Source organism: Kineosporia sp. A_224 (genome assembly GCF_002198655.1).
Lineage (GTDB): Bacteria > Actinomycetota > Actinomycetes > Actinomycetales > Kineosporiaceae > R-H-3.
The window spans coordinates 34,923-56,426 of the sequence record NZ_MWLN01000110.1; the positions used below are offsets into that span (position 1 = coordinate 34,923).

General features: G+C 73.7%; 19 protein-coding genes and 1 pseudogene. 12 read left to right on the top strand and 8 right to left on the bottom strand.

The genetic code is table 11. The features are described from left to right. The 3 genes from EDJALFJO_RS09345 to EDJALFJO_RS09355 all read left to right on the top strand — a co-directional run. Positions 1–689, top strand: a 689-nt coding sequence (locus EDJALFJO_RS09345; protein WP_088284475.1) for a hypothetical protein, incomplete at its 5' end; no start/stop codon positions are given. A 208-nt stretch (positions 690–897) separates the two neighbouring features. Continuing rightward, positions 898–1,104, top strand: a complete 207-nt coding sequence (locus tag EDJALFJO_RS09350) for a hypothetical protein (RefSeq protein WP_088284477.1) — start codon at positions 898–900, stop codon at positions 1,102–1,104. 172 nt (positions 1,105–1,276) lie between these two features. Then, positions 1,277–2,020 carry a GGDEF domain-containing protein gene (locus tag EDJALFJO_RS09355; RefSeq protein ID WP_158220355.1) on the top strand — a complete coding sequence of 248 codons (744 nt, stop codon included), beginning with the start codon at positions 1,277–1,279 and terminating at the stop codon, positions 2,018–2,020. A gap of 15 nt (positions 2,021–2,035) precedes the next feature. On the opposite strand, the gene EDJALFJO_RS09360 is transcribed toward EDJALFJO_RS09355, so the two are convergent. Together EDJALFJO_RS09360 and EDJALFJO_RS09365 are read right to left on the bottom strand one after the other, a co-directional pair. Continuing rightward, positions 2,036–2,857: an alpha/beta fold hydrolase gene (locus tag EDJALFJO_RS09360; protein WP_088284481.1), complete on the bottom strand. Its 822-nt coding sequence runs from the start codon at positions 2,855–2,857 to the stop codon at positions 2,036–2,038. 171 nt (positions 2,858–3,028) lie between these two features. After that, entirely contained in the window at positions 3,029–4,354 is a 1,326-nt protein-coding gene (locus tag EDJALFJO_RS09365; RefSeq protein ID WP_088284483.1) for a hydroxyacid-oxoacid transhydrogenase, read from the bottom strand. Positions 4,355–4,427: 73 nt separating this feature from the next. Between EDJALFJO_RS09365 and EDJALFJO_RS09370 the strand changes: the two genes are divergently transcribed. Both EDJALFJO_RS09370 and EDJALFJO_RS09375 read left to right on the top strand, forming a co-directional pair. Continuing rightward, complete coding sequence (locus EDJALFJO_RS09370) at positions 4,428–5,159, top strand: 1-acyl-sn-glycerol-3-phosphate acyltransferase (RefSeq protein ID WP_158220356.1); 732 nt, start codon at positions 4,428–4,430, stop codon at positions 5,157–5,159. A 37-nt stretch (positions 5,160–5,196) separates the two neighbouring features. Then, positions 5,197–5,832: a hypothetical protein gene (locus tag EDJALFJO_RS09375; RefSeq protein ID WP_088284487.1), complete on the top strand. Its 636-nt coding sequence runs from the start codon at positions 5,197–5,199 to the stop codon at positions 5,830–5,832. Here EDJALFJO_RS09375 and galK read toward each other — a convergent pair. From galK to EDJALFJO_RS09395, 4 genes and pseudogenes are all read right to left on the bottom strand, one after another. Then, positions 5,829–7,100, bottom strand: a complete 1,272-nt coding sequence (galK, locus tag EDJALFJO_RS09380) for a galactokinase (protein WP_088284489.1) — start codon at positions 7,098–7,100, stop codon at positions 5,829–5,831. The genes EDJALFJO_RS09375 and galK overlap by 4 nt on opposite strands. Then, positions 7,097–8,233, bottom strand: coding sequence for a galactose-1-phosphate uridylyltransferase (gene galT, locus EDJALFJO_RS09385; protein WP_088284491.1), 1,137 nt, complete (start codon positions 8,231–8,233; stop codon positions 7,097–7,099). The genes galK and galT overlap by 4 nt, the downstream gene beginning before the upstream one ends. 176 nt (positions 8,234–8,409) lie before the next feature. Beyond that, positions 8,410–9,174, bottom strand: a pseudogene (locus EDJALFJO_RS09390) (DeoR/GlpR family DNA-binding transcription regulator); the annotation flags it as partial. Then, entirely contained in the window at positions 9,174–11,294 is a 2,121-nt protein-coding gene (locus EDJALFJO_RS09395; RefSeq protein WP_198950159.1) for a beta-galactosidase, read from the bottom strand. The pseudogene EDJALFJO_RS09390 and the gene EDJALFJO_RS09395, both read right to left, overlap by 1 nt. A 511-nt stretch (positions 11,295–11,805) precedes the next feature. Between EDJALFJO_RS09395 and EDJALFJO_RS09400 the strand changes: the two genes are divergently transcribed. The 7 genes from EDJALFJO_RS09400 (at position 11,806) to EDJALFJO_RS09430 (ending at position 20,400) form a co-directional block, all read left to right on the top strand. Further along, positions 11,806–13,173, top strand: coding sequence for an ABC transporter substrate-binding protein (locus tag EDJALFJO_RS09400; protein WP_088284497.1), 1,368 nt, complete (start codon positions 11,806–11,808; stop codon positions 13,171–13,173). A 64-nt stretch (positions 13,174–13,237) separates the two neighbouring features. Next, the gene (locus EDJALFJO_RS09405) at positions 13,238–14,233 is read left to right on the top strand and encodes a carbohydrate ABC transporter permease (RefSeq protein ID WP_088284499.1); all 996 of its coding nucleotides are present in this window, start codon (positions 13,238–13,240) and stop codon (positions 14,231–14,233) included. Further along, complete coding sequence (locus tag EDJALFJO_RS09410) at positions 14,230–15,144, top strand: carbohydrate ABC transporter permease (RefSeq protein WP_088284501.1); 915 nt, start codon at positions 14,230–14,232, stop codon at positions 15,142–15,144. The genes EDJALFJO_RS09405 and EDJALFJO_RS09410 overlap by 4 nt, the downstream gene beginning before the upstream one ends. A gap of 123 nt (positions 15,145–15,267) precedes the next feature. After that, the gene (locus EDJALFJO_RS09415; protein ID WP_088284503.1) at positions 15,268–17,511 is read left to right on the top strand and encodes an alpha-galactosidase; all 2,244 of its coding nucleotides are present in this window, start codon (positions 15,268–15,270) and stop codon (positions 17,509–17,511) included. 94 nt (positions 17,512–17,605) lie between these two features. Further along, positions 17,606–18,634, top strand: a complete 1,029-nt coding sequence (gene trpS, locus EDJALFJO_RS09420) for a tryptophan--tRNA ligase (protein ID WP_088284527.1) — start codon at positions 17,606–17,608, stop codon at positions 18,632–18,634. Between the two features lies 1 nt (position 18,635). After that, on the top strand, positions 18,636–19,232 hold the full coding sequence (locus EDJALFJO_RS09425; protein ID WP_233149767.1) for a 2'-5' RNA ligase family protein: 597 nt from the start codon (positions 18,636–18,638) through the stop codon (positions 19,230–19,232). 7 nt (positions 19,233–19,239) lie between these two features. Further along, positions 19,240–20,400: a YihY/virulence factor BrkB family protein gene (locus tag EDJALFJO_RS09430; RefSeq protein ID WP_088284505.1), complete on the top strand. Its 1,161-nt coding sequence runs from the start codon at positions 19,240–19,242 to the stop codon at positions 20,398–20,400. Between the two features lie 21 nt (positions 20,401–20,421). Here EDJALFJO_RS09430 and EDJALFJO_RS09435 read toward each other — a convergent pair whose 3' ends face one another. Then, a complete protein-coding gene (locus EDJALFJO_RS09435) occupies positions 20,422–20,760 on the bottom strand; it encodes a VOC family protein (protein ID WP_088284507.1) in 339 nt (112 codons plus the stop codon). A 45-nt stretch (positions 20,761–20,805) separates the two neighbouring features. Further along, a partial coding sequence (locus EDJALFJO_RS34175) for an HNH endonuclease signature motif containing protein (RefSeq protein ID WP_198950161.1) occupies positions 20,806–21,504 on the bottom strand: 699 nt, incomplete at its 5' end.

Consider the following 21,504-nt stretch of genomic DNA (forward strand, 5'->3'; position numbering starts at 1 on the left):
TGACGGACGGCGGCGCGCCGCCGTCCGTCACCGCGCCGCCGTCCGTCACCGTGCCGCCTGCGCCGCAGCCCCTCGCGGGCACCGGTGACCCCGCCCCGGTCCGGCCGGGCGGGGGCGGTCTCGCGCCGCTGCCGCCGGGGCCGCCGGCGCCGCGGACGGCGTGGGGCGCGCGGTTCGCCGTCCTCGGTCTCGGTGCCCTGGCGGGCATCGCGGGCTACCTCGCCGCGACGCGCTTCCTGCCGCGCTGGTGGGCGCACCGGATCGGCGACGTCTCCGACGGCGCCTTCACGACCGGCATCACCGCGGGACTCGTCTGCGGTGTCGCGTTCACCCTGCTGCCGCTGCTCGTGCTGCGCGGCGTCGTCCGGCGGTCCGCTTCGTGGGCGACCCGGTTCGTCCTGCTCGTCCTGGCGTTCCTGCTCTCGGTGCCGAACCTCATCACGCTCTTCGTCGTCCTCGGCACGAACAACGCGGCGCACGCGGCCGAGCGGACGTTCGACGTCCAGGCACCGGGTTTCCGTGGCGCGACACTCGCCGGTGCGGTGATCGGCGGTGTGCTCGCCGTCGTCCTCTGGTGGCTGCTGTGGTCCCGCCGCCGGCGCAAGGACCAGATCGCCGACCTGAAGGCCCGGCTCGCCGAGAAGGACGTCGTCAAGCCGGCGCCCGCGGATGCCGAGAACGACGACTAGGTCGTCGCTCCGAGCGACGAACGACCTCTGAACCACGGCTGGTGAACCCGAGTTCGCCTGTCTGGAACCGGGGTGAAAGGGACCATCCGGGCCGATCGGGTGCACGGACGGTGATCGACGAGTAGCGGCCCGGAAGTTCGTCGGACGGTTACCGTCGAGTCTCCGTTTCGTGGTCGCGATCACATCTGAAAAGGTTTACGGTTGCACCATGGCATTCACGCTCTGGCTCAGTGCCGAGGAGGAGCGGATCCTCGAGCGGATCATGCGCGAAGAGGGTTCCCGGAACAAGCAGGCGGCCGTCATCAAGGCCATCCGCGAGAAGGGCGCCCAGATCGCCACTGCCGTGCAGGCGCGGGAGACCCCCGCGGCCGCCGGTGGTGACACCCTCGGCTCCACCGACCTCCAGGGGTCCTGACACACCTCGAAGCGGGCCCGCCGAACCACGGCGACCCCCAGTGCAGGCGCGAGGCCCTCGGCGACGCCGAGGGCCTCTTCCATGCCCGGACGGCGCCCCGTCGGTTCCGGGCCGGCACCGATCTCACCCGATCGGCTCAAGCCGCGGCCCGGGTGATCCGATGCTGACCGCCATGAGGATGGACCCGATCGTCGCCAGCGTCGCGGCCGCCGCCGTGACCGCGGCCCTGCTCGTCGTGGCGGCCGTCGCCGGTGCGCTCCACGTGCGCCGGCTGCACCGCGACCTGCGGCGCACGCGTGACCGGCACCGCCGCTCGCTGCGTCGTGACCCGCTCACCGGCGTCGCCACCCGCGCCGCCCTCCGCGACCGGCTCGAGGCCCTCGACGGCAGCGACGGGTACGCGGTCGTCGTCGTCGACCTCGACGACTTCTCCGCCGTCAACGAGCGGCACGGCGAGGTCGTCGGGGACGCTGTCCTCGCCGAGGTCGCCCGTCGCGTCGCCCGGCTCGCCCGCCCGACCGACGTCGTCGGCCGGCTCGACGGCGACGCCTTCGCCGTCGTCCGCCCCGGCCGTGCGCAGGAGGCCGCCCTCGCGACGTGGGTCGAGGAGCTGCTGGCCGCCGTCCGGTCGCCGCTCGTCCTCACCGACGGCACCCGCTTCGTCGTCGAGGCCTCGGCCGGCTGCGCGACGTCCGCGGCCGGGATGCGCCCGCTCGCCGTCGTCCGCGCCGCCGAGCAGCGGATGATCACCGCCCGCCGCTCCCGCCGGCTCCTCGACCGGGCCGTCGACGCCCGGCTCGGCCCACGCAGCGCAGGGCTCGGCGAGCTCCAGGTCCCCGGCCCGCGCCGGATCTCGGTCCCCGCCCAGCGATCGGGCCAGACCGCCGAGACGGTGCTCGTCGGCCGCTCGCGCTGAGCCGCCCGTCGCCGGTCAGGCGACGGCGCGGACCTGGTCGAGGACGACGGTCGCGACCTGCTCGGGGCACGTCTCCGGCAGCCAGTGGCCGGCGTCCAGCTCGACGAACCGGTACGGCCCGACGACGTGCCGGCGGGTCCGCTCGGCGGCCGCGCGACCGAGCGCGAAGTCGTCGCGGCCCCAGACGTAGGTCGTCGGGACGGCGACCGCGGGGGTCGGGGTCCGGAACGAGGTCGGCATCCCGCGGTACCAGTTGAGCGCCCCGGTGGCCGCCCCGGGCTCCTGCATCCGCTCGGCGTAGCGGGTCGCGTGGTCCACCGGCAGACCGCCGTCGACGAGCCGGCGCCGCAGGTCGCGGACGGCGTACCGCTCCGGCAGCCGCGGCAGCTGGAAGAAGGCCATGTACCAGCTCCGCGCGACCTGGCTGCTGTGCGTGAACGCCCAGGCCATCGCCGCAGGATGCGGCGTCGACAGCGCGGTGAGCGAGGTCAGGCGCTCCGCGTGCCGCGCGGCGAGCACCCATGCGGTGGCCCCGCCCCAGTCGTGGCCGACGACGTGCGCGCGCCGGACCCCGGCGGCGTCCAGCAGCGCCACGGCGTCCAGGGCGGTCTCGGCCATCGCGTACGCCGAGCGCGCGGACGGCCGGGCGCCGGGGGAGTAGCCGCGCTGGTCGGGCACGAGCGTGCGCAGCCCCGCCTCGTGCAGCGCCGGAACGACGTCGTCGAAGGCCGTCCCGTCCTGCGGGAACCCGTGCAGCAGGAGGACCGTCCCGGTGCCGTCCCGCGGCCCGCTGTCGCGGACGTCGAACCGCAGGCCGTCCCGCTCGAAGGTGTCCATGCGTTCGACCCTATGCGCGGACGCCGGTGAGGTCGTCCGGTGCCGGCCCGGCTCGGGCGCCGGCCCGGCTCGGGTGCCGGCCCGGCTCGGGTGCCGGCCCGGGCAGGGGAGGGGAGCTCGCTGCGTGGTGGCGTCCTCTGGCGGGTTGCGCACCACCCCGCGCGTCCCCGCCTACGCCCGCGGCTCCAGCGAGGCCGTGAAGATCGCCGCCAGGTCCTCCTCCGTGACGACGAGCGGCGCCGTCGCGAGGAGGCGCTGCTGCTTCGTCGCGCCGTCGACGAGGTCGGGCACGTCGGCCGCGGTGTACCCGACCTCGGCGAGCCCCGAGGGCATCCCGACGTCGCGCATGAGCTGCGCGAGGACGGCGGGCAGCAGGCCGGGGCCGTCCTCGACGTCCGGCACCCGGCTGACCCCGACGGCGAGCACCCGGGCGGCGTCGAGGTGCCGGCGCGGGTCGGCCTCGAACGTGAAGGCGAACGCGGCCGGCGCGGTGAGGACGACGGACATCCCGTGCGGCACGATCGGCGCGTCCTGCGGGTAGCCGGCGGGCCGGTAGTCCCGGACCCGGCCGGCGATCGGGTAGGCGTCGGCGTGCGGCAGGTGGACGCCCGCGTTGCCGAAGCCGAGCCCCGCGAACGTCGCGGCGAGCGCCATCGCCTCGCGCGCCGTCCGGTCGCCGCCGTCCGCGACCGCCTGCCGGAACGAGCCGGCGAGCAGCGACAGGGCCTTCTCCGCCCACATCTGCGACACCGGGTTGGCCCCGCAGTACGGCACCCGGGCGTCGGCGGTCTTGCGCTCGAACGACGTGTACTGGCGTGCCGTGAGGCTCTCCAGCGCGTGGCAGAGGATGTCCATCCCCGAGCACGCGGTGACCATCGCCGGCTGGGTCAGGGTGAGGTCCGGGTCGACGACGGCGAGCGTCGGGCGCAGTGCGGGGTGGCTGATGCCGGTCTTCACGTGGAGCGAGAGGACGTCGAGCACGCAGACCGTCGTGCTCTCGGCGCCAGTGCCGGTCGTCGTGGGGACGGCGACGAGCGGCTTGAGCGGCACGGACGGCGCGAGCCCGCGCCCGACCGGCGGGTTGAGGTAGTCGAAGAGGTCGCCCGGGTTCGTCGTCAGCAGGTCGACGGCCTTCGCGGTGTCGATGCTCGACCCGCCGCCGACGGCGACGAACGCGTCCCACGGGCCGCCGTCGGTGGCGAACGCGACGGCCGCGAGCATGCTCTCGTCCGTCGGCTCGACCCGGACCCCGTCGTAGACGACCGCCTCGACGCCCGCGGCGCGCAGCCCGTCGGCGACCCGGTGCGGCGCACCGGTCGCGGCGACCCCTGCGTCGGTGACGACGAGCACCCGGCGGGCCCCGAGCCGCGCGAGGTCGGCGCCGACCTCGGCGCTGGCGCCCGAGCCGAGCTTGAGCTGCGGGGCGCCGTACGTGAACACGCTCTCGGGGTTCGCGGGCACGGCCAGGTCCCGCGCGCCGGTTCGCGGCTGCGTCATGGCCCGAAGCGTAGGCGCGGCTGAGTAGCCGTACCCCTTCGGTCTCCCGGGCCGGACGACGATGATCTCCCCCGTGAGCCTCTACTCGGTCGCCGTCACCGTCATCGACGCCGCGCTCGGCCTCACGACGCGCCGCGAGCACCTCCACCTCGAGCGGCTGCCCGCCGAGGGGCCCGCGGTCGTCGTCTCCAACCACCTGTCGATCAGCGACCCGCTCGTCCTCGGCTGCGCGCTGCGCCGGGCCGGACGGCGCGGCACGTTCCTCGCGATGGCGGAGGCGTTCTCCTGGCCCGTCGTCGGCGGTCTGCTGCGGCGCACCGGCCAGATCCCGGTCCGGCGCGGCGTCGACCCGGCCGCCGCGATGGCCCCGGCGCTCGAGGCGCTCGCGAACGGCTGGGTCGTCGCGCTCTACCCGGAGGGCCGGGTCACGACAGAGCCGGACTACCGGCCGCTGCCGCAGGCGAAGACCGGCGCCGTCCGGCTCGCGCTGGAGGCCGGCTGCCCGGTCGTCCCGGTCGCCCAGTGGGGCGCGCACCGGCTCGTCAGCCGTGAGCACCACTCGACGCTCACCCGGCCGCTGCGCTGGTTCGGCCGCTTCCGCAGCGGCCGGGTGCCGCGCCGTCCCGTCGTCACCGTCCTCGTCGGGGAGCCGGTCACCGCCGCCCAGCTGCGCGAGATGGCCGGCCCGGACGGCGACCTGCGGGCGGCGACGGACCTCGTCATGCGCCAGGTCCGGGTGCTCCTCGCCCAGATCGCCGGCGACGACCTGCCCGACCTGCTGCGCCCGTCGTCCGAGGCGGCATGATCGTGACCTCACGCAGGCGGACGACGGGGGGCCAGGGATGAGCGGGACCGGCGGGAGCGGGTGGCAGGTACCGGGGCACGACCCGGCCGCGCCGACGCAGGCGTTCGTGCAGCAGCCGACGCTCGCGTTCGGGCAGGAGGCGGGGTACGCCGCGCCCGCCGCGGGGCCGTGGTCCGGCAGCCCTGTGACGGGCCCCGCGCCGCGCCCGCCGCGGCGGCACCCGGTCGCGGGGTCGCTCGCCGTGGCCGCCCTGCTCCTCCTGCTGTGGCCCGTCTGGGAGTACGTCCGGGTGCTGCGGCTCGTCGGGACGCGGGAGCTCGAGCCGGTGTACGGCATCGGTGTGGGAGTCGCGCTGGTCGCGGTCGCAGTCGGCGCGGGCGGGACGGCCGCGGCGTTCGCCCGGCTGCGCAGCGCGTGGCTGCGCCGGCTGCTGCTCGGTGCCGCGGTCCTCGGCACCGTCCTCGCGATCGTCCTCGACGCCGCGGTGCAGATCGGCTACGGCCGGGCCGACGCCGGCAGCGTCCTGCTCGGGGAGCTCGGGTACGGCTCCGGGTACGGCATGTTCTGGTGGGTCGTGCTCGCGAACCTCTCGCTCGTGCTGTGGGCGGTCGCCGTCCCGCTGCTCTGGGTCGACACCCGTCGGGCCGCCCGCCCGCGGCAGGAGAGGTCCTAGAGCACCCGCTCCGCCGCCGCGGACGGCACCGCCCGCAGGAACGCGGGAGGGGCGAACCCGTGGTCCACGAACGCGTCGGCGACGGCCGCGGCGACCGCGTCGGTGCGCGTGGCGTCGACGAGCGAGATCGCGGAGCCGCCGAAGCCGCCGCCCGTCATCCGGGCGCCGAGGGCGCCCGCCGAGCGCGCCGCCCCGCAGGCGACGTCGAGCTCGGGGCAGGAGACCTCGTAGTCGTCGCGGAGCGAGGTGTGCGAGGCGTCCAGGACCGGGCCGACGTCGCGGACCCGGCCCGCCGCGAGCAGCGTGGCCACCTCCCGCACCCGGGCGATCTCCGTGACGACGTGCCGCACCCGGCGGACGACCTCCTCCGCGGTGCCGTCCCCGAGCACCTGGTGCAGCCGGGCCGCGGCCCGCTCGAGGCCGTCGGGGCGGACCTCGCGCAGGGTGTCGACGCCCAGCAGGTCGGCCGCCTTCTCGCAGGCGTCGCGGCGCGAGCCGTACTGGCCGTCGACGAGCGCGTGGTGCGCGCGGGTGTCCATGACGAGCAGCTCGAGACCGTGCGCCGGGAGGTCGAAGGGGACGTGCTCGACGGAGAAGTCCCGGCAGTCGACGAGCAGCGCCGCGCCCGCCCGGGAGCGCAGCGACGCGGCCTGGTCCATGCCGCCGGTCGGGGCGCCGGCGATCTCGTTCTCGGCCCGCACGCAGGCCGCCGCGAGCCTGGCCCGGCCCGCGTCGTCGTTGCCGAGGCCGAGCCCGGCGAGCTCGTCGACGGCGACCGCGACCGCGCACTCGAGCGCGGCGGACGACGACAGCCCGGCCCCGAGCGGCACCCGTCCGTCGATGACGACGTCGAGGCCGGGGACGTCGGACCCGGCCTGCGCGAGCGCCCACGGGACGCCCACCGCGTAGCCGGCCCAGCCCTCGACGGTGCCGGGGCCGACGTCCGCCAGCGCCCCCTGCCAACCGCCGTCCGGGCCGGTGCCGGGCACCTGCGCGGACCGCACCCGCACGACGTCGTCCTCGCGGCTGCCGACCGCGGCGAACGTCCTGGCGGGCAACGCGAACGGCATGCAGAGACCGCCGTTGTAGTCGACATGCTCGCCGATGACGTTGACCCGACCCGGCGCCGCCCAGACGCCGTCGGGCTCGCGGCCGTACGCCGACCGGAACGCGTCCGCGGCGGCCAGCGCGGTCGCCCGGTCGTCCGCCGCCTCGTACCAGAAGGGTTCTGCGGCAAGGCGTTCGGACGCGACACCCGGATCGCTCACGAGGCCACCTCGCGCAGCCGGGCGGCGATCTGCTCGGGCAGCGCGTCGTTGACCCACGCGCCCATGCCGCTCTCCGACCCGGCGAGGTACTTGAGCTTGCCGGGCGCGCGCAGGATCGAGAACAGCTGCAGGTGCAGCCGGCCGAGCTCGCGGTCCGGGCCGACCGGCGCCTGGTGCCAGCCCGCGATGTACGGCAGTGCGGTGACGCCCTCGAAGTAGCGGTCGGCACGGCGCAGCAGCTCGAGGTAGACGTGCGAGAGCTCGTCCCGCTCGGCGTCGTCGAGCGCGGTGATGTCCGGGACGTCGCGGTGCGGGGCGAGGTGCACCTCGACCGGCCAGCGGGCCGCGGCCGGCACGTAGGCCGTCCAGTGCTCGCCCGCGAGGACGACCCGGGTCGCCGCCCGGCGCTCGGCGTCGAGGACGTCGCGCAGCAGGTTGCCGCCGGTGCTGCGCCGGTGCGCCTCGGCCTGCCGGAGCAGGGCCGACGTGCGCGGCGTGACGAACGGGTACGCGTAGATCTGGCCGTGCGGGTGGTGCAGCGTGACCCCGATCTCCTGGCCACGGTTCTCGAAGCAGAACACCTGGCGGACGCCGTCGGTGGCCGACAGCTCGGCGGTCCGGTCCGCCCAGGCCTCGACGACGGTCCGCACCCGGTCGGGGCGCAGCGACGAGAACGAGGCCCCGTGGTCGGAGGTGAAGCAGACGACCTCGCAGCGGCCGACCCCCGGCCGGACGGGGAACAGCGGCTCGCCGTCCAGGTCGTGCGGCAGCCCCTCGACGCGGGTGCTCAGCGACGGGAACCGGTTCTCGAAGACAACGACGTCGTAGTCGCTCGCCGGCACCTCCGACGGGACGACGCCGCGCCCGGTCGGGCACAGCGGGCACTCGTCCTTCGGCGGCAGGAACGTGCGGTCGTTGCGGTGGGACGCGATGGCGACCCACTCGCCGGTGAGGACGTCGTAGCGCAGCTCGGAACCGCCGCCGGCGGGCCCCAGCGGGCGGGTGTCGACGGCGTCGCGGACCGTCTCGCCCGTGACGTACCCGGGGGAGTCGTCGAAGTAGAAGATGTCGCGTCCGTCGGCGAGGTGCGCCGTGGTGCGCCGGACCCGGCCTCCGGCCAGAGCGGTCGTCATCGCGCCGCCTCCTCCTCGGGGTCGCTCGTGCCGAGCGAGTGGTCGTGACGGTCGACGAGCGGGTGGTGCCCGTCGGGGTGGTCGTCGTGCGGGTCGTCGTCCTCGTGCGGGTCGTCGTCCTCGTCGTGCCCCCCGGCCGGCATGAGCCCGACGGTCGCCGTCCGGGCGGCGCCGGAGGCCAGCAGCAGCCGGCCGACCCGCGCCTGCACCGTACGCCGGGCGTCGTGGTCCAGCCCTTCGTCGGTGACCAGCACGTCGACCTCGTCGAGCCGGGCCATCGACGACAGGCCGACGACGCCCCACTTCGTGCTGTCCGCCGTGACGACCACCTGCCGGGCCGAGGCGATGAGCGCCCGGTTCGTCTCCGACTCCACGAGGTTCGGCGACGTGAAGCCGGCCCGGGCGTCGAAGCCGTGCACGCCGAGGAACAGCCAGTCGACGTGCAGGGAGCGCAGCGCGGAGACCGCGACCGGCCCGACGAGCGCGTCGGACGGGGTCCGGACGCCGCCGGTGAGGATCACCGTGAGGTCGTCGCGGGCGCTCGCGTGGAGCAGCTCGGCGACGGGCAGCGAGTTGGTGACGACGGTGAGGTTCGGCACCCGCCGCAGATGGCCGGCGACCGCGTACGTCGTCGTGCCGGCGGACAGGGCGACGCTGTCGCCGGGGGAGACGAGATCGGCCGCCGCCTCGGCGATCGCGGCCTTCTCCAGGGTCTGCAGGCCGGACTTCGCGGCGAAGCCCGGCTCGTCCGCGCTGCGGCCGGAGACCGCGGTGGCACCGCCGTGCACCCGCGCGACGAGGCCCTTGCGGGCGAGCGTCGCGATGTCCCGGCGGATCGTCATGTCGGAGACACCGAGGAGCTCGACGAGGTCGCTGACCCGGGCGCCGCCGGTCAGCGTGACCTGCTCGAGGATGCGCTCCTGGCGCTGCCGCGCGAGCATCAGCCGGCCCGCGCCGGTCGTTCCCGGACCACGGCGCAGCCGCCCGCCGGGAGGTGCACGTGCGGGCCGACGTCCGTGCCCGTCACGAGGTCGGTGCCCTCGGCGGGCACGTCGACGGCGTCGCCGGAGTGGTTGAGCACGAAGAGGAACGAGCCCTGCGGGCCGCTGCGCCGCACGACCTCGACCGGGCCGAGGCCGCCACGGGCCCAGGCCGGCCGGGCGGCCCGCGCGTCGTGGCCGGGGTCGGGGACGTCGACGACGGGCCGCACGCCGGCGCCGTCGGTGACCTCGCGCAGCAGCGCTCCCAGGCCCGCCGGGTCGAGCGCCGTCCCGACGTACCAGACGACCCCGTCGCCGACCTCGTGCCGGGTGACCGCGGGCGAGCCCGCGACCGGGCCGTCGGCGTAGGTGCGCCACGCGGTGGCCCCGCGCAGCGCGGTGAGCTCGGTCCAGACCCGGGCCGTCGAGCCGTCGTCGAGGGTGACGACGTCGTCGGCACCGAGCGGGAAGAACTCCTCCGTCACGGCCCCGATGATCCCGGTGAACGCGCCCGGGTAGCCACCGAGGCGGATGTGGTCGTCGGTGTCGGCGATCCCGGACAGGTACGTGACGACGGCGTGCCCGCCGGCGCGCACGTACGCCTCGACCGCGGCCGCCGTCGCGTCGTCCGTGAGGTAGAGGGTCGGGACGACGAGGAGCCGGGTGCCGGCCAGCCGGGCGAGCAGGTCCGCGCCGCCGGCGTCCCGCGCGGGACCGGCGAGCTGCGTCGTCACGCCGCGCTCCCAGAGCGCCTTGTGCACGGCGCGCGCGGCGTCCGGGTAGGCGACGAGGGACGACGGCATCGACGGGCGCTGCAGCGCCCACCAGGACTGCCAGTCGAAGAGCATCGTGACGTCGGCCTCGACCCGGGTCCCCGCGACGTCGGAGGCCGCGGCGAGCACCTCGCCGAGCCGGACGACGTCCCGCCAGACCTTGGTGTCCGTCCCGGCGTGCGGGACGAGCGCGGAGTGGAACTTCTCCGCACCGGCCCGGCTGGCCCGCCACTGGAAGTACCCGACGGCGTCGGCCCCGCGCGCGACGTGCGCGAGCGCGTCGCGGACGAGCTGGCCGGGCGCCTTCGCGTGGTTGACCGGCTGCCAGTTCACCGCGCTCGTCGAGTGCTCCATGAGGAACCACGGCCCGCCGCCCGCGACGCCGCGGGTCAGGTCCGAGCAGAACGCCAGCTCGTGGCGCGGGTCGTCGAGGCGGCCGTCGAGGTAGTGGTCCTGGGAGACGACGTCCTGCTCCGGGGCCCACGCCCAGTAGTCCATCCCGCTGATGTGCGTCGTGACCATGAAGTTCGTCGTGACCGGCACGGACGGCGTGACCCGGCGCAGCAGGTCGCGCTCGGCGCAGTGGTACGCGAGGAGCTCGTCGGAGCAGAAGCGGGAGAAGTCGAGCGCCTGCGTCGGGTTCGGCTGCGCGGTCGTGAGCCGCGGTGGCCAGACCTCCTCGACGTCGCTGTAGCGCTGGCTCCAGAACGCGGTGCCCCAGGCGTCGTTGAGCGCGTCGACGCTGCCGTAGCGCGCCATGAGCCACCGCCGGAACGCCGCGGCGGAGACGTCGCAGTAGCAGTGCACGTTGTGGCACCCGAGCTCGTTGGAGACGTGCCACATCGCCAGCGCCGGGTGGTCGCCGTACCGCTGGGCGAGCCGCTCGACGAGGGCGAGCGCCTTCTCCCGGAACACCGGGCTGCTCGGGCACCAGGCCTGCCGTGAGCCGGGCCACAGCCGGTGGCCCTCGCGGTCGACCGGCAGCGTCTCGGGGTAGGCCCGGGCCAGCCACGGCGGCGGCGACGCGGTCGCGGTGGCGAGGTCGACGGCGATCCCGCCGTCGTGGAGCAGGTCGAGGATGCGGTCCAGCCAGCCGAGCTCGAAGCGGCCCTCGGCCGGCTCGAGGTGCGCCCAGGAGAAGACCCCCACCGTCGCGAAGGTGACACCGGCCTCCTGCATGAGGCGGACGTCGTCCTTCCAGACCTCCTCGGGCCACTGCTCGGGGTTGTAGTCGCCACCGAGCGCGAGGCCGCGCAGGGGCCACCCGCGGGAGGGCACGGGCGAGGTCGGGTCGGGCGTCGCGCTCACGCCGGAAGCCTGTCCCTGTCCGGCGGGTAAGTCAACAGAACCGAACATGACACTCCGTCCGGTCGACTCAACGGTCGGTTGGCATGTTCGAACAAGCACCCCGCCCGTCCGGTGCCCGGCGCCGTCGTCGGTCACCCGGTGGCCTGTGCGTGCGTCGCCACAGGCTGCAGGGCGGCGTCCGACGGCCGGGCGGCCGCGTCATCCTGCCGAAACCTTGCTTCCCGTGCAGAAACCGATCCGACATCCCACGACAACTGGGAGGACGCGCAGGTGGACGGCGTGTCGCTCCGGAAACGTTTGCAGCCCGGTCCGGAGCCGGGGCGCGGGTCAGGTCCTGCGGTCGCGCCCGCGTGGTGCGTGTGTTCGGTACCGCGTTGGACTCAGTTCGGTTACGGCGACCTTGTGTCCCTTGACACACGACCATGGACCGACAAAGGTGTGCTGCATTGTGGGAGGTCGTGTTCGGTTGTGTTCGACCTCCACTCCCGGCCCGTGCCAAAGGAGGCACTACATGTCCCGACCCCAGTCCGAGGCCGAGTACCTGGCCCGTCTGGTCCCCGCATCGGTCTCCGCGACCTCGTCGCGCCGTACCGTGCTCAAGGGTGCGCTCGGTGCAGGCGCCGCCCTCGGCGGCGCCGGTCTGCTCGCCGCCTGCGGCGGCTCCAGCAGCGGCGGCACCGACGCGACGGCAGGTGCCTCCGGCTCCGCCGCGGCGACGGGTGGCGAGGTGACCTTCGGGTCCAACGCCTCCGACGAGATCCCGAAGAAGGTCGTCCAGGCCCTGGCCGACGGCTTCAAGGCGGCCTCGGGGACCACCGTCAAGATCAACACCCAGGACCACAACACGTTCCAGGAGAACATCAACAACTACCTCCAGGGCAAGCCGGACGACGTCTTCACGTGGTTCGCCGGCTACCGGATGCGCTTCTTCGCGTCCAAGGGCCTCGCGGGCGACGTGAGCGACGTGTGGAAGAACCTCACGGGCTTCACGGACGGCTTCAAGTCGGCCTCGACGGGCGACGACGGCAAGCAGTACTTCGTGCCGTCGTCGTACTACCCGTGGGCGGTCTTCTACCGCAAGAGCGTCTGGGCGGAGAAGGGCTACGCGGTCCCGAAGACGCTCGACGAGCTCAAGACGCTCGCCGGGCAGATGCAGAAGGACAAGCTCGACCCGATCGCCTTCGGCGACAAGGACGGCTGGCCCGCGATGGGCACGTTCGACGTGCTCAACATGCGGATCAACGGGTACCAGTTCCACATCGACCTCATGGCGCACAAGGTCGCCTGGGACGACCCCAAGGTGCAGAAGGTCTTCTCCACCTGGGCCGAGCTGCTCCCGTTCCACCAGGCCGACCCGCTGGGCCGCACCTGGCAGGAGGCCGCGCAGGCCGTCCAGAACAAGAAGGCCGGCATGTACCTGCTCGGCCTGTTCGTGACGCAGGAGATGACCGCCAACCTCGACGACATCGACTTCTTCACGTTCCCGGAGATCGACTCGACGATCGGCGCCGACGCGCTCGACGCCCCGATCGACGGCTTCATGAAGGCCGCGAAGCCGAAGGACGACGCCCGCGCCAACGCGCTGCTCACGTGGCTCGGTGGCAAGGACGCCGGTGCGGTCTACGCCAAGACCGACCCGACGACCCTCATCGCCAACTCCGAGGTCGACACCTCGGGCTACACGGCGCTGCAGAAGAAGTCGGCCGAGCTCGTGGGCTCCGCGAAGAACATCGCGCAGTTCCTCGACCGCGACACCCGACCGGACTTCGCCTCGACCGTCATGATCCCCGCGATCCAGACGTTCCTCAAGAACCCCAAGGACGTGCAGGGTCTCTGCAAGTCCATCGAGGGCCAGGCGAAGACCATCTTCACCAGCTGAGTCTCGGCACCCGGACGCCGCCCTCCCGGGCGGCGTCCGGGTCGAACGGAAGGCAGGTACCCCAATGACGGTGGGTGGTTCGGACCTCCCGGTCGTCAACCCTGCCACGGTCGCCAAGGCCCCCGCGGGGGGCTCCCACAAGGGAGCCCCCCGCGGGGGTCGCGTCCGTCGGCTCACCGGCAACGACCGCATCGTCGTCTTCGCGATGGTGATCGTCCCGCTGTTCCTCACCATGGTCTTCGTCGTCCTGCCGGCCATCGCGTCGGTCGTGCTGTCGTTCGCGAGCTGGGACGGCATCGGCGGCGTCTCGAACATCAAGTGGATCGGCTTCGAGAACTACAAGAACATCGTCACGAACTACCCGCCCTTCTGGCCGGCGATCCGGCACAACGTGCTGTGGCTCGTCGTCCTGTTCTTCCTCGCGACCCCGCTCGGCATGTTCTTCGCGGTCATCCTCGACAAGAACATCCGCTTCTCGCGCTTCTACCAGACGCCGATCTACCTGCCCGTCGTCCTGTCGCTCGCCCTCATCGGCTTCATCTGGCAGCTGCAGTACTCGCGGGACTTCGGCCTCATCAACGCGATCCTGCAGACCTTCGGGCTGCAGAAGCCGGACGAGGCCATCGACTGGTTCGGCGACCCGAACATCGCCATCTGGGCCGCGCTCGCGGCCTCGGCCTGGCGGCACGCCGGGTACATCATGCTGCTCTACCTGGCGGGCCTGAAGGGTGTCGACCCCTCGCTGCGCGAGGCGGCGTCCGTCGACGGTGCCAACGAGGTGAAGACCTTCTTCAGCATCGTCTTCCCGGTGCTGCGCCCGATCAACATCATCGTCGTGGTCATCACGGTCATCGAGTCGCTGCGCGCGTTCGACCTCGTGTGGATCATCAACAAGGGGCGCAACGGCCTCGAGCTCATCTCGGCGCTCGTGACGTCGAACGTCACCGGCGAGGCGAGCCGCATCGGCTTCGGGTCGGCGCTCGCGACGATCATGCTGGCGATCTCGCTGATCTTCATCACGATCTACCTCGCGACGATCTTCAAGGAGGAGGAGCAGTGACGACGACCGCCTCCACGGCGCCGGCGCGGACCTCCGCCCCCGTCCGGCAGAACAAGAAGAAGACCCCCGTCAGCCGGTACTTCACCCACGTCTTCCTCGCGGTCATCGCGTTCGTGTGGGCGTTCCCGGTGCTCTGGGCCGTCGTCAACGCCTTCCGCGACTACCAGTACACGTCGGTCAACGGCTACGTGTCCTGGGGCGGCTTCACGCTGAAGAACTTCACGGACGCGTGGGAGCAGGCGAACTTCAGCCAGCACTTCATCAACTCGGTCATCATCACGGTGCCCGCCGTCATCCTCACGCTGTTCCTCGCCTCGGGCGTCGCGTTCGTCATCTCGCGGTTCAGCTGGCGGTTCAACATCGTCATGCTGGGCCTGTTCACGGCCGCGAACCTGCTGCCGCAGCAGTCCCTGCTCATCCCGCTGTACCGGATGGCGATCGCGGTCCCGCTCCCGGAGTGGATGAGCGACTCCGAGCTCCTCTACGACTCGTACTGGATGCTCATCCTCGTCAACGTCGCCTTCCAGACCGGCTTCTGCGCGTTCGTCCTCTCGAACTACATGAAGACGCTGCCCCGGGAGCTCTACGAGGCGGCGATGGTCGACGGCGCGAGCATCTGGCGCCAGTACTGGCAGCTCACCCTGCCGCTGTGCCGGCCGCCGCTCGCGGCGCTGGCGACCCTCGAGGTCACGTGGATCTACAACGAGTTCTTCTGGGCGACCGTGCTCATGCGCACCGGCGACAAGTTCCCGGTGACGAGCGCGCTCAACGCGCTGAAGGGCCAGTTCTTCACCGACCTCAACCTGCTGGCGGCCGGCTCGATCATCGTCGCGATCCCGACGCTGGTCATCTTCTTCGCGCTCCAGAAGCAGTTCGTCGCGGGTCTGACCCTCGGCGCGAACAAGGGCTGACAGCACCCGGAGCACCCGGACCACCAGAACGGCACGAGCACTGCGAACGGCCGACGCGGGGACGACCCCGCGTCGGCCGTTCGCACGTCCCACCGGAACACCCCAGATCGGAAGAGGACCTCCATGCCCGACCAGCCGGCCCGACCGGACACCCTGCTCCTGCGCGCGGCCGGGGCCGCCGTCCTGCTCGACACGAGCGGACCGGGGCTGCCGTCCGTCCTGCACTGGGGCGCGGACCCCGGCGACCTCGACGCCGCCGCCCGGTCCCGCCTCGTCGCGGCCCTCGCACCGGCCGTGCCGCACTCGGCGCTCGACACGCCCTGGCCGCTGACCCTCCTGCCGGGAGAGCCGGACGGCTGGTCCGGCCGCCCGGGCCTCGCCGGGCACCGGGACGGTGCGGACCTCTTCCCGCGGCTGGTCACCGACGGCGCGCCGACGGTCACCACGACGGACGACGGCGCCCAGGAGCTCGTGGTCGAGGCCGCCGACGCCACGGCCGGCGTGGCGACGCGCAGCGTCGTCCGCCTCGAGGCCGACGGCCTGCTCCGTGTGCGGCACTCCGTGACCAACACGGGCGCCGGCACCTACGTGCTCGCCGGCGTGACCGCCGTCCTGCCGGTCCCGGCGCGGGCGGGCGAGCTGCTCGACCTCACCGGCCGCTGGTGCCGGGAGCGCAGCCCGCAGCGCAAGCCGTTCGACCACGGCACGCACGCCCGGGAGTCCCGCCGCGGGCGCACCGGCCACGACGCGACGCTCCTGCTCGTCGCGGGCACCGCGGGCTTCGGGTTCCGGCACGGGGAGGTCTGGGGCGTCCACGTCGCGTGGAGCGGCAACCACGCCCACCTCGCCGAGCGGCTCGCGGAGGGGGCGGGCGCCGGGGGTGCCGGCGTCCTCGGCGGGGGCGAGCTCCTGCTGCCGGGTGAGGTCCGGCTCGCGGCGGGGGAGTCGTACACCTCCCCGTGGGTCTGCTTCTCCTGGTCCGGCGAGGGCCTCGACGGGCTCACCGCCCGCGTCCACCGCTGGATGCGGGCCCGCCCGCAGCACCCGCGCCGGCCGCGCCCGCTCACGCTGAACTCGTGGGAGGCGGTCTACTTCGACCACCGGCTGGACCGGCTCACCGAGCTCGCCGAGCGGGCCGCCGAGATCGGCGCCGAGCGGTTCGTGCTCGACGACGGCTGGTTCGGCAGCCGCCGCAACGACCACAGCGGGCTCGGCGACTGGACGGTCTCCGACGCGGTGTGGCCGCAGGGGCTGCGCCCGCTCGCCGACCGGGTCCGCGGGCTCGGCATGGAGTTCGGTCTGTGGTTCGAGCCGGAGATGGTCAACCCCGACTCCGACCTCGTCCGGGCGCACCCGGACTGGGTGCTCGGCCCCGCGCCGGGCGCCGACGAGCCGGCGGTCACGTCCGGCCCGGTGGACGGTGCCCGACTGCCGCGGCCGTGGCGCCGCCAGATGGTCCTCGACCTGGCCCGCCCCGAGGTGTTCGACCACCTGCTCGGGCGGATCTCGGCGCTCGTCGACGAGATCGGCGTCGCGTACATCAAGTGGGACCACAACCGGGACCTCCACGAGTCCCTGACCCCGGGGCCGGACGGCGTCCGGCGGGGTGGCGTCCACCTCCAGACGCTCGGGATCTACCGGCTGCTCGACGCGCTGCGCGAACGGCACCCGGGGCTGGAGATCGAGTCCTGCTCGTCGGGCGGGGCGCGTGTCGACCTCGGCATCCTCGACCGGACCGACCGGGTCTGGGCCTCGGACACCAACGACGCCCTCGAGCGGCAGTCGATCCAGCGCTGGACGGGCCTGCTCGTGCCGCCGGAGCTCGTCGGCTCGCACGTCGGCCCGCCGGTCGCGCACACGACCGGGCGGCAGGCGCACCTGTCGTTCCGCTGCGTCACGGCGCTGTTCGGGCACGCCGGCATGGAGTGGGACGTCACGACGTGCACCCCGGAGGAGGTCACCCAGCTCCAGGGCTGGGCCGGCCTCTACAAGGAGCTGCGCGGGCTGCTGCACAGCGGGGACGTCGTCCGCGCCGACCTGCCCGAGACCGGGCCGGCGGCCGGGGCGTGGCTGCACGGCGTCGTCGCACCGGACCGTCGGGAGGCGGTCTACTCCTTCGTCCGGCTCACGACGTCCGCGGACCTGCAGCCGCCGCGGCTGATCCTGCCCGGGCTGGACGACGCCCTCGAGTACGAGGTCGTGCGCCGGGACGAGGCGGGCGCCCCGTGGGCGGTCGAGACGGTGCCGGTCCCGTGGTTCGCGGCCGGGCGGACCGTGGCGAGCGGCGCCGTCCTGCGCACCGTCGGGCTCGCGGCACCGCTGCTCAACCCGGAGCAGGCCGCCGTCCTGCACGTGCGCGCGCTCTGACCGGACCGCCCGGCCGGGTGCCCCGGCACCCGGCCGGGCGGGAGTTGTCCGGGGCGGTCCGTCCCGGGGGTGCGGGGGTGCCAGAATGGCCGCCATGTGCGCCGCGGCCCAGCCCCGAACGGACACCCCCCGACTCCTGTCGGGCATGCAGCCCACGGCGGACTCCCTGCACCTGGGCAACTACCTCGGGGCGCTGACGAACTGGGTGGCGCTGCAGGACAGCCACGAGGCCTTCTACTTCGTCGCCGACCTGCACGCGATCACGGTCGAGCAGGACCCGGCCGTGCTCCGGCAGCGCACCCGGCTCACGGCGGCGCAGTTCCTCGCGGCGGGGGTGGACCCGGAGCGGTCCGTGCTCTTCGTCCAGAGCCAGGTGCCCGAGCACGCCCAGCTGGGCTGGGTGCTGCAGTGCCTCACCGGCTTCGGCGAGGCCGGCCGGATGACCCAGTTCAAGGACAAGTCGTCCCGCGAGGGCGCCGAGCGCGCGTCGGTGGGCCTGTTCACCTACCCGATCCTCCAGGCGGGCGACATCCTCCTGTACGACGCGGCCCGGGTGCCCGTCGGCGAGGACCAGCGCCAGCACCTCGAGCTGACCCGGGACCTCGCCCAGCGCTTCAACACCCGGTTCGGCGCGACGTTCGTCGTCCCCGAGCCGTACATCGTCAAGGCGACGGCGAAGATCCTCGACCTCCAGCACCCCGAGAAGCAGATGAGCAAGAGCCTCGGCGGCTCCGGGTGCCTCAACCTGCTCGACGACCCGAAGGTCTCCGCGAAGAAGATCCGGTCCGCGGTCACCGACACCGGCCGCGAGGTCGTCTTCGACCGGGAGGACAAGCCCGGTGTCTCGAACCTCCTGACGATCCTCGCGACGCTCGGCGGGACGACGGTCGAGGCCCTCGAGGAGCGCTTCGCCGGCGCCGGCTACGGCGACCTCAAGAAGGAGGTCGCGGAGGTCTACGTCGGTTTCGCCGAGCCCTTCAAGGCGCGGGTCGACGACCTCCTCGCCGACGCGGACCGGCTCGACGGCATCCTCGCGGACGGCGCCCGCCGGGCCCGCGAGGTGGCCGCCGCCCGGCTCGCCGCCGTGTACGACGCCGTCGGCTTCCTCCCCGGGAGGGGCTGACGTGAACGTCGCGGACGACGTCGAGGACGACTGGCAGACGATGAGCATGCCGATCACACGGATGCCGCGCAGCGGCAACGTGACGATCGGGGTCGCCATCGACATCCCGCACCCGTGGGGCGCGGAGCTGCAGAACTGGCGCGCCGAGTTCGGCGACCCGGTCGCCTGGGCCATCCCGCCGCACGTGACGCTGCTGCCCCCGACGGACGTCGAGCTCGGCACCTTCGACGTCGTCGAGAAGCACCTGGAGACGATCGCGACCCGGGCGCAGCCGTTCCGGCTGCGGCTGTCGGGCACCGGGACGTTCCGGCCGGTGTCGTCGGTCGTGTTCGTCAAGGTCGCGCACGGGGCGCCGTCCTGCGACATCCTCCAGCAGCGGGTCCGGACCGGGCCGCTCGTCCGCGAGCTCGCGTTCCCGTTCCACCCCCACGTCACCGTCGCGCACGACGTCGACGACCCCTCGCTCGACCGGGCGCTGTCCGCGCTCGCGGACTTCGAGTGCTCGTTCCTCGTGGACAGCTTCGGGCTCTTCGAGCACGGGACGGACGGCGTGTGGCGGCCGAAGCGGCGCTTCGCCTTCGGGGGCGGCGGCGGGTGAGCCGTCCGTGAAGGCGCTCGCCGACCTCAACGCGCGCTGGCGGGCGACGTTCGCCGGCCGGGTCTGGACCCGCTACTCCGACGCACGCGGCAACGTCCTCGCCGGCGGCATCGCGTACTTCGCGTTCTTCTCGGTGTTCCCCGCGCTAGCGATCGGGTTCACGGTCCTCGGGCTCGTCCTCGGGCGGGACAGCGCGCTGCAGACCGAGCTCGCGAACTACGTCAACAAGGCGCTCGGCACGACGGTCATCGGGCTCGAGGCGGAGGAAGGTCTCGTCTACGTCGGTGACCTCGTGCAGTCCAGCGCGCTGACGTTCAGCGCCGTCACGGGCTTCGTCATCCTCCTCTTCACCGGGCTCGGGTGGCTCGACGCGATGCGGCAGGGGATCCGGGCCGTCTTCGGCCGACCGGGAGGCGGCAACCCGCTGCTGTCGAAGGTCCGCGACGTCGGCACCCTGGCGACGTTCGGGCTCGCCGTGCTCGTCTCCGCGGTCGCGAGCATCGTCGTCTCGACAGCGTCGCAGGCCGTCCTCGGCTGGCTCGGGCTCGACGGTGTCACCGGGGCCGGCCCGCTCGTCCGGGTGCTCAGCGCGCTCGCGATCCTCGCCGTCGACACCGGGATCTTCCTGCTGCTCTTCCGCGGGCTGTCCGGGGTGGCCGTCCCGGTGCGGCACCTGTGGCAGGGCGCGCTCGCCGGTGGGGTCGCGCTCGGGCTGCTCAAGGTCTTCGGCGGGGTGCTGCTCGGTGAGCTGTCCGCCGCCCGCCGGTTCCTCGCCGCGTTCGCTGTCGTCGTCGGTCTGCTCGTCTGGATGAACCTCGTCGGCCGGCTCACGCTGCTCGCCGCGTCGTGGTCCGCGACCCGGGCGGCCGAGGCCGGTGAGCTGCCGGCGCTGCCGGGCACGGCGGTCGCCGGTGCTGCTCATCCCGACGCAGCGGACGCGGCCGACGGTGCGGACGCCGGCCCGGGCGGCGCTGCCCGAGGCCCGCGGGACGTCGTCGCGGCACGGGCCCGGCAGGCGGCGGTCACGGCCCGGACCCCGACGTACGGGGTCCGCGCGGCCGATCGCACGACGCTGGCGGCGGGGGTCGTCCTGGGTGTCGCCGCCGCGGCGGCCGCCCGGGTGGCGAGGGGTGCGGTCCGCGCGGTCGTGGACGCCGTCCGCGACTGAGCCCGGTCGGCTGCTGCTCGACTACTCGACGCAGAACTCGTTGCCGTCGGGGTCCTGCAGGACGACCAGGTCGTCGGACGCGCGGGCGACGGTGGCGCCGACCCCGACGAGGCGCTCTACCTCGTCGGGGAGCAGCCCGGGTGCCCGCAGGTCGAAGTGCACCCGGTTCTTCGCGGTCTTGGGCTCCGGCACCCGGACGAACCAGAGGTTCGGCCCACCCCACCCCGGCGCCTCGACGTAGGCCTTGTCCGCGGTGGCGTCCTCGTCGACGGTGGACCCGAGCGCCGCCGCCCAGAACCGTGCGGCCACGAGGGCGTCCTGGCAGTCGAACGTCACCGACTTGATGAACGAGGTCCGCATGCGGCCGAGGCTACGACTCGCCCGCCGCGACGCCAATGCATCGGCTCAGAACGGTGGCGGATCGTCCTCGACCTGACGGCGCTCCGCAGTGCCCGGCAGCGCGGCGCGGGGCACCAGGTCGTCCGGGATCAGGGCGTGCGGCAGCGGCGTGTGGGGGAGTGAGGTGTAGGCGCGTCCGGTGCGGGTGGTCCAGGTGACGGTGCCGGGTGGGTCGTCGGGGTGATGGCTTTGTTCGGGGACGAGGAGTCCGGCGGTCTTGAGCCGATGACACGGGCGGCAGAGCGGTCTCACGTTGCAGGCACACGTCGGACCGCCCTGCGCGTATGGCTCGGCGTGATCGAGATCGCAGCGCCAGGACGCCTTCCCGCAGTGCGGCGCAGTACAGGTCGGATACGCGTGCTCGACGAGCAGCTTCAGTCGTTCGCTCGCGACGTACCCGGGTGAGTAGGTGTTCTTCCCGACCCCGAGGATCGTGCCGTGCTCGCCGTCGACCACGAGACACCGGAAGACACCGTTCCTGACGAGGTCACGGATCGCGTCGGCGGGGACCGGCCCGTAGCCCTGCAGGGTGCCGGGATCGTTCACCAGGCCCATGAGGGTCTCGGCGGAGACGGTCACGTTCACAGTGACCTGCACATCGGGCCAGGTCGTGGTGAACCACGCCGGCACGGACTCCTCGGCGTCACGCTCACGCTCAGGCTCAGGTGTGCCGGTGCTGGTGCTGGTGCTGGTGCTGGTGCTGGT